Annotated in this window: 14 protein-coding genes; 8 read left to right on the top strand and 6 right to left on the bottom strand. The window is 46.3% G+C overall.

Going from position 1 to position 15,061, the window contains the following annotated elements:
• Positions 1–8 precede the first annotated feature (8 nt).
• The 5 genes from EW142_RS16890 to EW142_RS08820 form a co-directional block, all read right to left on the bottom strand.
• Positions 9–455, bottom strand: coding sequence for a hypothetical protein (locus EW142_RS16890; protein ID WP_240740192.1), 447 nt, complete (start codon positions 453–455; stop codon positions 9–11).
• A gap of 65 nt (positions 456–520) precedes the next feature.
• Positions 521–1,057, bottom strand: a complete 537-nt coding sequence (locus tag EW142_RS16885) for a hypothetical protein (protein ID WP_240740242.1) — start codon at positions 1,055–1,057, stop codon at positions 521–523.
• A gap of 561 nt (positions 1,058–1,618) precedes the next feature.
• Positions 1,619–3,559, bottom strand: coding sequence for a hypothetical protein (locus EW142_RS16800; RefSeq protein ID WP_205783244.1), 1,941 nt, complete (start codon positions 3,557–3,559; stop codon positions 1,619–1,621).
• A 574-nt stretch (positions 3,560–4,133) separates the two neighbouring features.
• The gene (locus tag EW142_RS08825; protein WP_130612846.1) at positions 4,134–5,300 is read right to left on the bottom strand and encodes a gliding motility-associated C-terminal domain-containing protein; all 1,167 of its coding nucleotides are present in this window, start codon (positions 5,298–5,300) and stop codon (positions 4,134–4,136) included.
• Positions 5,300–6,982, bottom strand: a complete 1,683-nt coding sequence (locus EW142_RS08820; RefSeq protein ID WP_130612843.1) for a hypothetical protein — start codon at positions 6,980–6,982, stop codon at positions 5,300–5,302. The genes EW142_RS08825 and EW142_RS08820 overlap by 1 nt, the downstream gene beginning before the upstream one ends.
• Positions 6,983–7,190: 208 nt before the next feature.
• Between EW142_RS08820 and EW142_RS08815 the strand changes: the two genes are divergently transcribed.
• The 6 genes from EW142_RS08815 to EW142_RS08790 all read left to right on the top strand — a co-directional run bounded on the left by EW142_RS08815 (position 7,191) and on the right by EW142_RS08790 (position 12,601).
• Positions 7,191–7,931 carry a carboxypeptidase-like regulatory domain-containing protein gene (locus EW142_RS08815; RefSeq protein WP_130612840.1) on the top strand — a complete coding sequence of 247 codons (741 nt, stop codon included), beginning with the start codon at positions 7,191–7,193 and terminating at the stop codon, positions 7,929–7,931.
• Positions 7,921–8,718: a hypothetical protein gene (locus EW142_RS08810; RefSeq protein ID WP_130612837.1), complete on the top strand. Its 798-nt coding sequence runs from the start codon at positions 7,921–7,923 to the stop codon at positions 8,716–8,718. The genes EW142_RS08815 and EW142_RS08810 overlap by 11 nt, the downstream gene beginning before the upstream one ends.
• Positions 8,719–8,764: 46 nt before the next feature.
• Positions 8,765–9,295: a DUF6702 family protein gene (locus tag EW142_RS08805; RefSeq protein ID WP_240740191.1), complete on the top strand. Its 531-nt coding sequence runs from the start codon at positions 8,765–8,767 to the stop codon at positions 9,293–9,295.
• A 61-nt stretch (positions 9,296–9,356) separates the two neighbouring features.
• Entirely contained in the window at positions 9,357–11,669 is a 2,313-nt protein-coding gene (locus tag EW142_RS08800) for a M1 family metallopeptidase (protein WP_130612834.1), read from the top strand.
• Positions 11,670–11,751: 82 nt separating this feature from the next.
• Entirely contained in the window at positions 11,752–12,024 is a 273-nt protein-coding gene (locus EW142_RS08795; protein WP_130612831.1) for a Sec-independent protein translocase subunit TatA/TatB, read from the top strand.
• 4 nt (positions 12,025–12,028) lie between these two features.
• Positions 12,029–12,601, top strand: coding sequence for a phosphatase PAP2 family protein (locus tag EW142_RS08790; RefSeq protein ID WP_130612828.1), 573 nt, complete (start codon positions 12,029–12,031; stop codon positions 12,599–12,601).
• On the opposite strand, the gene EW142_RS08785 is transcribed toward EW142_RS08790, so the two are convergent.
• Complete coding sequence (locus tag EW142_RS08785) at positions 12,567–13,208, bottom strand: O-methyltransferase (RefSeq protein ID WP_130612825.1); 642 nt, start codon at positions 13,206–13,208, stop codon at positions 12,567–12,569. The genes EW142_RS08790 and EW142_RS08785 overlap by 35 nt on opposite strands.
• A gap of 69 nt (positions 13,209–13,277) precedes the next feature.
• On the opposite strand from EW142_RS08785, the gene EW142_RS08780 reads away from it, so the two are divergent.
• Both EW142_RS08780 and kynU read left to right on the top strand, forming a co-directional pair.
• A complete protein-coding gene (locus EW142_RS08780) occupies positions 13,278–13,745 on the top strand; it encodes a GNAT family N-acetyltransferase (RefSeq protein WP_130612822.1) in 468 nt (155 codons plus the stop codon).
• A gap of 37 nt (positions 13,746–13,782) precedes the next feature.
• Positions 13,783–15,060 carry a kynureninase gene (kynU, locus tag EW142_RS08775; RefSeq protein WP_130612819.1) on the top strand — a complete coding sequence of 426 codons (1,278 nt, stop codon included), beginning with the start codon at positions 13,783–13,785 and terminating at the stop codon, positions 15,058–15,060.
• The last annotated feature ends 1 nt before the right edge of the window (position 15,061 follow it).

Below are 15,061 nucleotides of genomic sequence, written 5' to 3'. Positions count from 1 at the left end.
ATTGAAGATTATAGATCAATAACGGTGAACATGAATTCGGAGTTGAAACGGTTTCTATCGGATCCACCGTTGTCATTATCTCCTACGATAACCTCAAAGCTCGTACTGGTTTGATTTCTATAAGAAATACCTGGGTCATCATTTCCTGAACCATCCCTACTGGGCTGCGAAAGTTGAATGATGTAATTGGCATCACCTACCAGTCCTGTTGGTAGATTCACGCGATAGTACCCGTTTCCACTAAGTTTAGTAACCGTAATACCTGCTGTAGCGCGGGTAACGCTTCCATTGGCTGCAATTTTTCCAAAGGCCTTTATAGGGCTTTCATAAAATGCTCCGCCATTGGCCCCAACGGTTATACTATTATTTGTTTCGGCTCCAACCACGTTTGCGGTTTGGTTCGTATTGGTTTCATTCGTATACGTGATTACACCCGTAGTGGTGTTTTGGGTCAAATTGGTGACGGTTTCATCAACTGACCCTCCACCATCACTTAAGGTAATAGTATTTCCAGCTTTGCTTAAGGTTTGTGGTGGTCCAACAGGTCCTTGTGGTCCTTGTGGTCCGACATCACCCTGTAATCCTTGTGGTCCGGCGTCACCCTGAGGTCCCTGAGGTCCAACGTCGCCCTGTATTCCTTGAGGTCCGGTATCGCCCTGTGGTCCCTGTGGTCCGACGTCACCTTGTAACCCTTGTGGCCCGACATCACCCTGTAGTCCCTGTGGTCCAACGTCACCTTGTAACCCTTGTGGCCCGGTATCGCCCTGGAGTCCTTGGGGTCCCTGTGGTCCGACATCACCCTGAAGTCCTTGTGGTCCCTGCGGTCCAACGTCACCTTGTAATCCTTGCGGCCCTTGTGGTCCGACATCACCCTGTAATCCTTGTGGTCCAACGTCACCCTGAGGTCCCTGAGGCCCAACGTCACCTTGTAATCCTTGTGGCCCTTGTGGTCCGACATCGCCCTGTAGACCCTGTGGCCCTTGCGGTCCGGCATCACCCTGCAATCCTTGTGGCCCTTGTGGCCCGACATCACCCTGTAATCCTTGTGGTCCAACATCACCTTGCGGCCCTTGAGCTCCTGTGTCTCCTTGGGGTCCCTGAGCTCCGGTATCTCCTTGTGGTCCCTGAGGTCCGACATCACCCTGTAATCCTTGTGGTCCTTGCGGCCCAACGTCACCCTGTAGTCCCTGAGCTCCGGTATCTCCTTGTGGTCCCTGAGGTCCAATGTCACCCTGAAGTCCTTGTGGTCCCTGTGGTCCGGCGTCACCTTGCGGCCCCTGAGGTCCTGCATCACCCTGTAATCCTTGTGGTCCAGTATCTCCTTGTGGTCCCTGTGGTCCGACGTCGCCCTGGAGTCCTTGCGGCCCTTGCGGTCCGACATCGCCCTGTAATCCTTGTGGTCCGGCATCTCCCTGGAGTCCTTGTGGTCCCTGCGGTCCAATATCACCTTGCGGTCCTTGCGGTCCGACATCGCCCTGTAGACCCTGTGGTCCCTGTGGTCCAACGTCACCCTGTGGTCCGACATCACCCTGCAATCCTTGTGGTCCTTGCGGCCCGACATCACCCTGAAGTCCTTGTGGCCCCTGTGGTCCGGCGTCACCTTGTGGCCCTTGCGGTCCTATGTCACCCTGCAAACCTTGTGGTCCCTGCGGTCCAATGTCACCCTGAAGTCCTTGTGGCCCCTGTGGTCCGGCGTCACCTTGCGGCCCCTGAGGTCCGACATCGCCCTGGAGTCCTTGTGGTCCTTGTGGTCCGACATCGCCCTGAAGTCCCTGTGGTCCGACGTCACCCTGAGGTCCCTGAGGTCCGACATCACCCTGCAAACCTTGTGGTCCTTGCGGCCCGGCATCACCCTGTGGCCCTTGTGGTCCAGCGTCTCCTTGTGGCCCTTGCGGTCCAACGTCACCCTGAGCTCCCTGAGCTCCGGTATCTCCTTGCGGCCCCTGAGGTCCTGCATCACCCTGTAATCCTTGTGGTCCAGTATCTCCTTGTGGTCCCTGTGGTCCGGCGTCTCCCTGTGGTCCCTGAGGTCCAATGTCACCCTGAAGTCCTTGTGGTCCCTGTGGCCCGACATCGCCCTGGAGTCCTTGCGGTCCGGCGTCACCCTGTAGTCCTTGAGGTCCCTGAGGCCCAACGTCACCTTGTAATCCTTGCGGCCCTTGTGGTCCGACATCGCCATGTAGACCCTGTGGCCCTTGCGGTCCGACATCGCCCTGTAATCCTTGTGGTCCAGTATCTCCTTGTGGTCCCTGCGGTCCGACGTCACCTTGCGGCCCTTGGGGTCCAACATCACCCTGTGGTCCCTGAGGTCCAACGTCACCTTGTAATCCTTGCGGCCCTTGTGGCCCGACATCACCCTGTAATCCTTGTGGTCCAACGTCACCTTGCGGCCCTTGTGGCCCGACATCACCCTGTAATCCTTGTGGTCCAACATCACCTTGCGGCCCTTGAGCTCCTGTGTCTCCTTGGGGTCCCTGAGCTCCGGTATCTCCTTGTGGTCCCTGAGGTCCGGCGTCTCCTTGTGGCCCTTGCGGTCCGACGTCACCCTGTATTCCTTGCGGTCCTTGTGGTCCGACATCGCCCTGTGGTCCCTGCGGTCCAATGTCACCTTGAAGTCCTTGTGGCCCTTGAGGCCCGACATCGCCCTGGAGTCCTTGCGGTCCGGCGTCACCCTGTAATCCTTGTGGTCCAGTATCTCCTTGTGGTCCCTGTGGTCCGACATCACCCTGGAGTCCTTGCGGCCCTTGCGGTCCGACATCGCCCTGTAGACCCTGTGGTCCAACGTCACCCTGCAATCCTTGTGGTCCGACATCGCCCTGTAGACCCTGTGGCCCTTGCGGTCCGGCATCACCCTGCAATCCTTGTGGTCCCTGTGGTCCGGCGTCTCCCTGTGGTCCCTGAGGTCCAACGTCGCCCTGAAGTCCTTGTGGCCCTTGCGGTCCCACATCGCCCTGTGGCCCTTGAGGCCCGACATCGCCCTGGAGTCCTTGCGGCCCTTGTGGTCCGACATCGCCCTGTAGACCCTGTGGTCCCTGCAGTCCAATGTCACCTTGTAATCCTTGTGGCCCTTGAGGTCCGACATCACCCTGCAAACCTTGTGGTCCTTGCGGCCCGGCATCACCCTGTGGCCCTTGTGGTCCGGCGTCACCCTGCGGTCCCTGAGGTCCGACGTCACCCTGTGGTCCCTGTGGCCCGACATCACCTTGTAATCCTTGTGGTCCAACGTCGCCCTGGAGTCCCTGTGGTCCCTGCGGCCCAACGTCACCCTGTGGCCCTTGTGGTCCGGTATCTCCTTGTGGTCCCTGCGGTCCAACGTCACCCTGAAGTCCTTGTGGTCCTTGAGCTCCTGTGTCTCCTTGCGGCCCTTGCGGTCCAACGTCACCCTGTAGTCCTTGTGGTCCGGTATCGCCCTGTGATCCTTGTGGTCCCTGCGGTCCAATATCACCTTGCGGCCCTTGTGGTCCGACGTCACCTTGCGGCCCTTGGGGTCCAACGTCACCCTGAGGTCCCTGAGGCCCAACGTCACCCTGTAATCCTTGCGGCCCTTGTGGTCCGACATCGCCCTGTAGACCCTGTGGTCCCTGAGGTCCAATATCGCCCTGAGGTCCCTGCGGTCCTGTTAAATCTGATGAAGTAAAAACTGTTCCATCGTCATAATTAATGGTAAACGTACCATCACCATTATCAACAAATGAAAAACCGGCCGGGCTGGAACCATTACAAAGGTTTATCCATTGAGATCCATTAAAATAATGGATGCACGAGGTATCCGTGTTGTAAACCAATGCCCCGTTTAATGGGGAGATGCTTTGCATTTGTGCAGACGAGAGACGTGTAAGAACCAACGCCTTATCACTACTTTCCAGCTCAATTATCGAAGCTGGATTAATTGTATTTGGATTATTCCCGACTTTAACCTGAGAGGAGGCAAGAATGGGAAACAAAAGAGCAAAAAGGTATAATCTTCTTTTCATTACTTCACAATAATTTTCAGGGCAGCGTAAAAGTATGCGATTCAAGAGGTAATCGCCATTAAATGTTGTGTAATGAAAGTTTGACGTGGTAAAGGGAATAGCCTATACCAATCGTCTATGGATTAGATAATTACAACGATATAAGAAGTTTCTTACAAGTTATCTATCCAAGAAGAGGAATCCTTGATATTCCAACTGAAAGTCGTCCAAAGTGACCAGATAGTAGTAAATTCCTTCAGGGAGTCCAATATCTTGACTTAGGATGAGATTGCCAGTGTTGGACTCCCCCACGAATTCGTTTACGTAGTTAACTCTTTCGTATACCTTTTGCCCGAATCGGTTATAAATTTGAAGGCTGTTATTAGGGGATTCCTCCATGCCATCAATAACCAAAAAGTCGTTGGTCCCGTCGCCGTTTGGACTAAGAAAGTAGTTTCCCAAGGTGGGATTGTTCACAGCAAAGGTGTCTGTTGGCAATGGCAAAGTGCCAAAAGTAATGGCAGCAAAATCGCTGGGAATGAAAGGTTCTGAAACCACAAAACCTTGAGAAATATCACCACTTCGCGCCGAACTACCAATAATGACCCATTGGTTGGCCTGCTTGCTCCAACCCACCACAATAATATCTTCCGCGGTTGCATTTGGGATCAAGGCTAAATTGCTTCTTAGGTTCCAACTAATGGTAACGGTCGATGTTACGTCACTTTGCACAATCCAAAACTCCCTGTCGGAAACCGTGCCAATATCCCGAACTTTTTCATTGACATCAAAACTTTCCAAAATAGAGGAGGGGCTGGAAGGGTCCTCAAAGAAATAGGCACAGATGGCCAAAGGTGTGATTCCTTCAGATTCCAGCATTAAAGGTCGTAACTGGGTCTGGTCGCCCACAGGAAAAGAGAAAAACTCGCGATTTTCAATTGCTGCAAAACCAGATACTTTGGAATCATCATTTTCACCAGTGAAAAAGCCAATATCCCCAAAATTCAAATAGATGGTTTGATCGTTTTGAGGGGTAAGTACGTTGCCATCAATGAAATTGGCATTGTTCAAGACGTTTAGGTTGTTGCCCAAAAACAAATTACTGGGAACCAAAAACTCTACATCAGTAAAGGTGGGAGAAATACTCCCTTGTACCTGAATAGGGGTATTGCTATAAAAACCAGCTAGTCCCAGATTGTTGTCAAAAGGAACGTCATTGATTAAATCAGTATGGAAGCCCAGATTGCCACCTGCATGGATACGCAGGTTTCCGTTATTGTATAGGGCGGTTTGGGCTTGGGTAAACCCCACCCCTAAAATGAACAGTATGGCGAATATTCTTTGCATTAGTTTATTTGTTGCCAGATTGCACCATCATTTTGTACCCATACAGCAGAGGCATCGGATACTGTTGGAACAGTAGCTCCCACAATTGGGACAGGTCCTCCACTGTTATTCCGAATGACAAAGATTTTACCTAGCGGAGCTGTTGCGGCTGTAGGTAAGGTAACACCTGTTGAGAAGCTTCCAGAATTATTAAGTATAACCGTGTAATTTGCATTCGTGAGTGTAATGTCAGAACCAGTAGAAGTGATGGGCTTAACGGTTACATCGATGGCTGCGATAGCATTTGCATTGGTTGTGATATTGGTTGTGTTTGCGGTAATGGCCGTGGTATTGGCGGTTACGCCCGCACTGTCGTCCAGGTCGCTCAGGTCCGCCGTGACGAAACTGGCGCCCTCGTTGATGGTAAGGACGTTCGTTGGCGCGTTGAAGCTTGCAGAGGTGATGTCGTCATCCGTTGCGGCCAGTAGCTCGGCGTCGGTTGCGAAGGTTGCGTCCAGGTCGACCCCTGTTGCCCCAGTTGCAGCGTTGGTCAGCTCCAATGTGGTCAGTGTCAGACTCAGGTCCGACAGCTCGTTTTCATCGTCGGTGTCACCGTCGGCTGCAATATGGTTTGCTATGTCGGTTGCATTGGTTGTGATATTGGTTGTGTTTGCGGTAATGGCCGTGGTATTGGCGGTTACGCCCGCACTGTCGTCCAGGTCGCTCAGGTCCGCCGTGACGAAACTGGCGCCCTCGTTGATGGTAAGGACGTTCGTTGGCGCGTCGAAGCTTGCAGAGGTGATATCGTCATCTGCTACATTATCCACATAACTTTTGGTCGCCGCATCCTGTGCCAAGGTAGGGTCCAAAAGATTGTTGATTTGAAAATTTCCCAAATCTATATTTGCAGCAGCAGCTTGAAACCCACTAATGGGAATATTGGCCTTGTCCAATTTGGCATTTGTAACATTGGCATCCAAAATTTTGTTTGTGGTCACAGCATTGTTGGCCAACTCTGCATCGGTAATGCCCAAAGGACTTACATCCAATAAAAACTCATCGCCAACAATCCCTGTTCCTGAACGAACCAAGGTTCCATCGGCTGCATCCGTAATTTCATTTCCAATAATACCATCTTGCTCGGTTACCACCAATCCAGTTTCATCAATAAGTTCCCAGTTGGTTCCGTTCCAGCGGATAAGTTCTCCGGCACTGGTACCATCGGCCAATTTATCAAGGGTTATCAAGCCATCCGCAAGTTTGCGGGTGGTCACGGATTCATCCTGTAAATGAAAATCTCCATTTACTGTGGTTCCGACAATGTTGTCCCCTGTGATTTGCCCTACTTCGAAATTGAAATTGGTTCCATTCTCCGTGATGATCATGGTAGGGGCGAAGTTTACAATGGCATCTGCCGAAAACGTCTGTTCATCTGGTTGATCACAGGGATTGATCCATTCGGTTCCGTTGTAGAAATGAACGCATTGCGTGTCAGTATTGTAGACCATTGCGCCTCTAAGCGGTGTTATGCTCTGCATTTGAGCATCGTTGACCCGGGTAATGACGAATACCCTTGAGTTGCTTTCCAATTCCAGAACTGAGGAAGGGTCTAGTGTTTGTGGGTTATCCCCAATCTTGATTTGGCCTTTGACAGAAGTTCCCAGGAGTAGGCCAAGAATCAAAAACAGGACATGTTTTTTCACAAGGTGTTTCTTTGAGGGTTTAGTAATCCTCAAAACTAAAGCTATGAACCGATTATTCTAATTATTACCGTTAAAATGTCTTGGTTCAAGGCTGAATGAACTTTGTGGTTTCAATGTAGTTTTGCCAGAATTAACAAAAGTTTAGAATCGAATTATTTTTTTATCTCCGTCCCAAAGGTTTTCTTTAACAAAAGCTAAACGTTATTTTATGAAGAAATTCCTTCTCTTTTTGCTGTTCTCCTCTTTGACGACGTTGGTTTTAGCTCAAGATGGAAGGCAAATGTTACGGGGAACGGTATTGTATCGAGGAAACAACGTGGCCAATGAAAATGTCATCAATGCCACTGCCGAAACGGCGACCATAACCAATGATGATGGGCGGTTTGCTATTATGGTAAAGACAGGAGATCAATTGGTATTTACAGCGGTCAACTATCAGTTAGAGGTGGTGACCATTACGGACGATATATTACGTAATAATCGACTTGTTGTTGAGGTTACGGAAAAAATTCGTGAGCTGGACGAGGTTGTGGTAAGCCCAGAGAATCAGAAGAAATTCTTGGAAGTTAAAAATGAAGATTTTAAGGGATTTGAATATGAGATCGACCGAGGCACCGAAGTGGAAAATGTTGCTGAGTCCCGCACTGTTCGAGGGATGCAGGATGGCCTGAACTTCGTCAATATTTTCAAGGCACTTTTTAAATCGAGAAATCAAGAGGGTGTGGAAAGAACTCCCCTCAAAGTCAGTGAAGTGCTTCGTCAGGTTTATGACGATGAGTTCTTTGTGGTTGACCTAAAACTTCCACAGGATAAAATCGATGCCTTTCTGTTGTACTGCGACGATAAAATTCCTTCCCAAACCTTATTGCGCAAGGAAAATGAATTTCAGCTTATTGATTTTTTGGTATCACAAAGCAAAAATTATTTGGTCGAGCTGAATGAGGAATAGCCTCCTTTTTATACTCCTGTTCATTAATGTGTATTTGGGGCTCTCACAAACCAGAACTTCCAAAGAATTAATGGGTCGGGTTTCTGCAAATGATAAAGATGTTGTTGGGGTGGTCGTGCAAAACATCTCAATGAATCGGGCAGTAATTACCGATATGGATGGCGGGTTTTCCATTAGAGTACGTCTCAACGATACTTTGGTGTTTTCAGCGGTCCAGTTCAGAAGAAAAGTACTGTCGGTAAATGCAGTAATTTTCAATTCCAATTTTGTTACGGTTCCTCTCGAAGTTTTCGTTAATGAACTCGACGAAGTTGTGGTTAAACCGTTTAATTTATCAGGAAACCTTGATCAAGATTTGGAGGAACTTCAATTGGAAAAAGATGTTAGTGCTGAAGCTTTAGGACTTCCCAATGCACAAGTTAGAATTAAGACCCAAAGCGAAAGAAAATTACAACAGGCGGCAGGGCCAAAATTCAATGCCGGGATGATTCTTAGCCCTCCGTTAGATCCTCTAATAAATGCCATTACAGGACGCACCAAAATGCTCAAAAATAGGGTCAAGGTGGACAAAAAATATGCCCGCACTCAAAGGGTCCAGAACTTCTATGTGGATTCCCTTTTTGTGACCACTTTAAAAATTCCAATGGAAAAAATAGATGATTTTATGTATTTCTGCGAGGTGGATGAGGGATTTAAAGAGGTTGTCAATTCCAGAGATAAGCTACGCATATGGGATTTTATGGTAACCAAGAGTCGGACTTACCGGGCGAACAACAAACTTGATTAGATTTGGCATGGGCTTTGCCCTTAAGAGGATACCTTCCCAGAAAAAAATGATGAAAAGATTACAGATGATACGAATTTTGAAATCTACAGTTTTAGTGACCCTTGTGTTGGGGCTGATGTCTTTTGGTTTTGCACACAAGTTTTATGTTAGCGTGACCAATATTCAATACTCCGAAAAGAACAATTCATTACAAATCACCAGCCGTATTTTTATTGATGATTTGGAGGCTGTTTTGCAAGAACGGTATGGAGTGACCAGTAATTTGGCCACAAATCGGGAGTCAACTATTGCCGAGACCTATATCGAGAAGTATTTTAGGGCCAAATTTGTGCTAGAACTCGATGGAGAAAAGGTAGATTATCAATTTCTGGGCAAAGCTTACGATAACGATGTGATCATATGCTACTTGGAGCTTTCAGATGTAAAGTTGGATGATCTTAACTCGGTAGCTTTCCAAAATGAAATTTTGACCGATTTATTTGATGAGCAGCAGAATATCGTGCATTTCAAGTGGAATGGAAAAAAGAAAAGTTTTGTACTCTTCAAAGAGAATAATAAAGGAATGTTAAACTTATAGCGATCTCTTAAGATTTGGTTAAAAAAAAGTTATTTTCCCACGTTTTAAAATCAAAAAAGAAATGAACAAAATCAAGTATTGTTTTGCTTCCTTATTGTTTCTTTTCGGCGCCCTTGGGATGGCCCAAGAGGAGGAAGTCAAAGAAGAACGGAAGCCTGGTCATTATAATCAGAGCAAGTTCAAGCAGCTCTATGAGGAGTTTTCCACTCCCAATACCTACCGCTCTGCCTCTGGAGCTCCAGGACCAGATTACTATCAGCAGCAGGCTGATTACGTCATGAATATCGAACTGGACGATAAGAACGCTAAAATCTACGGTGAGGAAACCATTACTTACCACAACAATTCGCCCGAGGACTTGGAATTCCTTTGGGTGCAGCTAGATCAAAATGTACGGGCCAAGGACTCAAAGTCCCCTCTTAGAAATGGGAATGGGGTCAATTTTGCGTATACCGCCGGAAATTTTGCCCAGACCTATGTTACTGAACCCTTTGATGGTGGTTTTAACATAGATTTTGTAAAAGATGCCAGTGGGAAGCCTTTGTCGTATACCATTAATCAAACCATGATGCGGTTGAATATTCCCCAACCATTGAAAAGTGGTGAGAAAATCTCATTTTCCATCAAATGGTGGTACAATATTCCCGATCATACCGTTAACCGTGCCCGTTCTGGGTTTGAGTACTTTGCAAAAGACGGAAACAGGGCGTACGTTATTGCCCAGTTTTTCCCAAGAATGGCGGTTTATAGTGATGTAGAAGGATGGCAAAACCATCAATTCTGGGGCAGTGGAGAGTTTGCTCTGCCTTTTGGAAATTATGATGTGAGCATCACCGTACCTGCAGACCATGTTTTGGATGCGACCGGAGTATTGCAAAACCGCGATGAGGTGTTTTCCAAGGAAATGATGAAGCGATACAAACAGGCCAAAAAATCTTATGATAAGCCTGTTCTCATTGTTACCCAAGAAGAGGCTGAAGCTGCGGAACAAGGATTTTCCGAAAATAAAAAGACATGGAAATTCAAGGCAACCAATGTACGTGATTACGGATTTGCCACTTCCAGAAAATTCATTTGGGATATGCAGGCCGTAAAAATCGGTGGAAAAGACGTTATGGCAGTTTCGCTTTACCCTAAAGAGGGCAATCCTTTATGGGAAGACATGTCCACCAAAGCTGTGGTGCAGACTCTACATACCTATTCCAAGCATACTTTTGATTATCCTTATCACAAAGCAATTTCCGTGCACGCCAAAAACCAAGGGATGGAATATCCCATGATTTGTTGGAACTATGGAAGACCCAATGAGGATGGGACATACTCAGACCGAACCAAGTATGGAATGATCAGTGTTATTATCCACGAAGTAGGACATAACTTCTTCCCAATGATTGTAAATTCAGATGAACGTCAATGGGGATGGATGGATGAAGGTTTGGATACCTTTATGCAATATTTGGCAGAGCAGGAATTCGGAAAGAACTTCCCAGAAGTTGTAGCTCCCAATGAGAATTACCCTTCTCGAAGAGGCGAACCTTCTAAGATTGTTCCTTACATGAGTGGTGACCAAGATTTTATTGCACCAATCATGTCCAATCCAGAAAATGTATACAAGCTTGGACCCAATGCCTATGGCAAACCAGCAACTGCACTGAATATTCTGAGAGAGACCGTAATGGGCAAGGAGCTGTTCGATCATGCTTTTAAAACCTATGCGCAACGATGGAAGTTCAAGCACCCAACCCCTGAGGATTTCTTCCGAACCATGGAAGATGCTTCTGCAGTTGATTTGGACTGGTATTGGAGAGGTTGGTTCTACACCACCGATTATGTTGATATTGGGGTGAAGGGCGTTAAAAAATACTACGTTTCTTCCAAGCCGAACCAAGAAATGCAAAAGTATATGGAAGACCGTAACCTAACAGAGGCCGATTTCCCACCGCTGGTATACCTTGCCGAAGAAGACAGTGAAGATTTTTTACCTGAACTTAAAGGCAAAAGTCCGACTGAGATTTCACAAAACCTGAAAGAATTCATGATGGACAACATGACCGCCGAGGAAAGGGCGCAAGTAGAAGAACCTAAATTCTTTTACGAAATTACCTTCGACAAGCCAGGTGGAATTCCAATGCCTTTGATCGTTGAATACACCTATGCCGATGGAAGCACGGAAAGTGTTACCTATCCTCCAGAAATTTGGAGAAAGAACGACGCTGAGGTTAAGCGCGTATTGGCCACACAAAAAGAACTGGTAGGTATTGTGGTTGATCCTAAATTGGAGACTGCCGATATTGATACTGCTAATAATTCTTGGCCTAAAAAAGAGGAGAAATCCGATTTTGACAAATTCAAGGAAAGCATCAAAGGGAAGTAAGAAATCCCAAATAAAATTTAAAAGCCCTGTGATTTCACGGGGCTTTTTGTTTTCCTTTTGAAGTTCTCACTATATTTGTTTCATGTATTTTCTATTCATCAGTGGTGCCGAAATCTTTTTCATCCTCTTCATTGTGGTGATGGTGTTTGGTGCGGATAAAATTCCTGGAATTGCCAAAGGATTGGGCAAGGGAATGCGCCAATTGCGGGATGCCACGGATGATATCAAAAGAGAAATCCAAAAAAGTGCTGAAAAACAGGGCATCGACACTGACTTTACCAAAGAGATTCGTGAGGAACTCAACGAGGTGAAGAAAAATGTCGATGAGGTAACAGGTACTATCAAAAGGCAATAGCCCCATGTTTGAGCGCTTGATTCAATGGGACAAGGAAGTCTTACTTTATTTAAATGGATTAGGTTCTGAGAAATACGACTTTTTTTGGCTCATCATTACCAAAATCAGTACTTGGATTCCCCTCTTTCTCATCTTTGGACTTCTTTTATTTATTAAGTTTCCTAGACGAATAGCATTGTCAAAATTTGCCCTTGTGGCCGTACTTGCGTTCTTGATTACCTGGTTGGCGAAATTCGTGAAGATTTGGTCAGAACGTTTACGACCCTGCAATGACGAATCCATAAATGCTATGATGCGTATTCTGAAAACGCCGGGCGATTATAGTTTTTTTTCGGGCCATGCCTCGAGTTCATTTTCCATAACTCTTTTGGTGTTTCTCTTTTTACGCGAAAAAGTTAAATGGGCCCCCGTGTTTTTTGTTTGGCCCTTGCTGTTCTCCTATAGCAGGTTGTATCTTGGAGTACACTTCCCGTTGGATGTAATGGCCGGTGCTTTTGCAGGAGTTCTCCTAGCGTTGATTTTTTATCTGGCTTTTAATCGCTTTACAAAACCCGACTCAATGTCAGTCCATCCCTAATAGGAAGCAGTACCGTCTCAACCCTTGGGTCTTTTTTAAGTTTTTCGTTATAACGCACCAGAGCTTCGGTAGCCTTATCCGATTTTTCAATGGGCTCTACCACTTTACCTGACCACAGCACATTATCGGACAAAATGATGCTGCCAGCCTTAGTTTTTTGTAGAGCAGCTTCAAAAAAAGCGTCGTAGCTTACTTTCTGGGCATCAATAAATACCAAATCAAAAACCTCATCCAATTCTGGAACAATTTGCAATGCGTCTCCAATGTGTTGTACAATTTGACTGCCATACGGGCTTCTTTCAAAATATTTACGCTGTAGTTCCAAAAGTTCTTCGTTGATTTCGATAGTGTGCAACGCTCCATTTTTCTGAAGTCCTTCGGCTAAGCAAAGTGCTGAGTAACCCGTGTATGTGCCAATTTCCAAAATCTTTTTGGGTGCAATGATTTTTGATATCATGCTAAGCACCCTACCTTGAAAATGCCCGGTAATCATTCTAGGTCGCACGGCCTTCAAATGGGTTTCTCGAGTCAGTTCTCTTAATAGTTTTGGTTCTTCCTGCGAGTGCTCTTCTATGTAGTTTTCCAAAATTGGGGAAAGGAAATGCATGCTGTAGTTTTCGCAAAAATATAGAAAAGAAGTACATTAGAAATTCTGTTTGTAAATGAGAATCAAAACATGAAAACCTTTAAAGGTTCTGTACGTAAGGCTACAATTGCCGATTTGGAGGTATTGCTCAATTTTGAGCAGGAAATCATAAAGGCCGAACGACCTTTCGACCCAACGATTGATAAAGACCCGGTCCATTATTACGACTTGGCAAAGATGCTAGGGGACGAAAATGCCCATGTTGTGGTAGCCGAAGAAGAAGGTAAAATCATTGCTTCGGGTTATGCCATCGCCAAGCGGGCAAGACACTACCTTGATCATGAATATTATGCCTATTTAGGCTTTATGTACACCCATCCCGACTTTCGGGGCATGGGCGTTAATGCGATGATAGTGGAAGAGTTGAAAAATTGGTCAGAAAAGAAGGGTCTCACCGAAATTCGACTCACCGTATATGATGACAATACTCCTGCCATTAAAGCCTATGAGAAGGTAGGGTTTAAAAAGCACATTATAGAAATGAGGCTCGATTCATAAGCACTTTAATTCGACCTACATATCGTATTTTTGGAGAATGGAAATCCTATCATACCAAAATACCTTGGCATTCGCCAATCAGCTTGATGCCGATGACCCTTTAGCCAAATATCGCAGTGAATTTCATTATCCTCAGGTTAATGGAAAAGACGTGATTTACTTCACCGGAAACTCCTTGGGTTTGCAGCCCAGGCGTACCCAGAAATTTGTGGATGATGTAATGAAAGATTGGCGCGAATTGGCAGTTGAAGGGCACTTTTATGCCGAAAAACCTTGGTGGGATTACCATGAACGACTCGCTAAGGGTTTAGGCAGGGTAGTGGGTGCTAGCCCAGAGGAAATATCCGTTATGAACACCCTTACCGTCAACCTTCATCTTTTAATGGTGTCCTTTTACCGACCCAGCCAGAAAAGATATAAGATTCTATGTGAGGAGAAAGCTTTTCCTTCCGATCAGTACATGTTGCAAAGTCAGGTAAGGTTTCATGGATTGGACCCCAATGAGGCCATCGTTGAAGTCAAAAAAAGGGATGGGGAGCATTTTTGGAGAACCGAGGATATATTAAACACCATCGAAACTGTTGGAGATGAATTGGCTTTGATTTTGATTGGTGGTGTGAACTACTATAACGGCCAGGTATTCGACATGAAGGAAATAACAAAAGCTGGAAAGTCGGTAGGTGCTTTTGTGGGATGGGATTTGGCGCATGCTGCTGGTAATATTGAGTTGAAACTTCATGATTGGGATGTTGATTTTGCGGCTTGGTGCAGCTATAAATATATGAACAGCGGCCCTGGGAATGCTTCAGGAATATTCATTCACGCAAGACATTTGGGAAAAACCGACATTCCCAGATTTGAAGGTTGGTGGGGCACCAAAAAAGAGACTCGTTTTTTAATGCAACCCCAGTTTGACCCAATAGAAACTGCCGATGCCTGGCAACTTAGCAATCCTCCCGTACTTTCCGTGGCGCCGTATTTGGCCTCCTTGGAATTATTCGATGAGGTTGGCATGGATGCTTTGCTAGAAAAACAGAAAAAAATTGTGTCCTATCTCGAATTCGTTTTACAAGAAATAGACAAAGAAGTCGATAGCACCTTTGAAGTGATAACGCCCAAGGAACGGGGTTGTCAACTTTCGGTTTTCCTTCATGGGGAAGGAAGGACCTTGTTCGATTACCTGATGAAAAATGGTGTGATTACCGACTGGCGTGAACCCAATGTAATTCGATTGGGGCCCGCACCGTTTTATTGCTCCTACAGCGATATGTACCATTTTGGTCAGATTCTAAAAGAAGGTATTCTCAGCAAATAGT

It is taken from the genome of Flagellimonas allohymeniacidonis (assembly GCF_004296335.1).
Lineage (GTDB): Bacteria > Bacteroidota > Bacteroidia > Flavobacteriales > Flavobacteriaceae > Flagellimonas > Flagellimonas allohymeniacidonis.
The sequence above is the reverse complement of the archived record's forward strand: the minus strand, read 5'-3'. Positions and strand labels throughout refer to the sequence as shown.

Bases quoted from the DNA above. Each gene is read 5' to 3' on its own strand.
- EW142_RS16885 (WP_240740242.1), bottom strand. From the start codon at position 1,057: ATGTTGGACCACAAGGATTACAGGGTGATGTCGGGCCACAAGGGCCAC.
- EW142_RS16800 (WP_205783244.1), bottom strand. From the start codon at position 3,559: ATGTCGGACCACAAGGGCCGCAAGGATTACAGGGTGACGTTGGGCCTC.
- EW142_RS08825 (WP_130612846.1), bottom strand. From the start codon at position 5,300: ATGCAAAGAATATTCGCCATACTGTTCATTTTAGGGGTGGGGTTTACC.
- EW142_RS08815 (WP_130612840.1), top strand. From the start codon at position 7,191: ATGAAGAAATTCCTTCTCTTTTTGCTGTTCTCCTCTTTGACGACGTTG.
- EW142_RS08810 (WP_130612837.1), top strand. From the start codon at position 7,921: ATGAGGAATAGCCTCCTTTTTATACTCCTGTTCATTAATGTGTATTTG.
- EW142_RS08805 (WP_240740191.1), top strand. From the start codon at position 8,765: ATGATGAAAAGATTACAGATGATACGAATTTTGAAATCTACAGTTTTA.
- EW142_RS08800 (WP_130612834.1), top strand. From the start codon at position 9,357: ATGAACAAAATCAAGTATTGTTTTGCTTCCTTATTGTTTCTTTTCGGC.
- EW142_RS08795 (WP_130612831.1), top strand. From the start codon at position 11,752: ATGTATTTTCTATTCATCAGTGGTGCCGAAATCTTTTTCATCCTCTTC.
- EW142_RS08790 (WP_130612828.1), top strand. From the start codon at position 12,029: ATGTTTGAGCGCTTGATTCAATGGGACAAGGAAGTCTTACTTTATTTA.
- EW142_RS08785 (WP_130612825.1), bottom strand. From the start codon at position 13,208: ATGCATTTCCTTTCCCCAATTTTGGAAAACTACATAGAAGAGCACTCG.
- EW142_RS08780 (WP_130612822.1), top strand. From the start codon at position 13,278: ATGAAAACCTTTAAAGGTTCTGTACGTAAGGCTACAATTGCCGATTTG.
- kynU (WP_130612819.1), top strand. From the start codon at position 13,783: ATGGAAATCCTATCATACCAAAATACCTTGGCATTCGCCAATCAGCTT.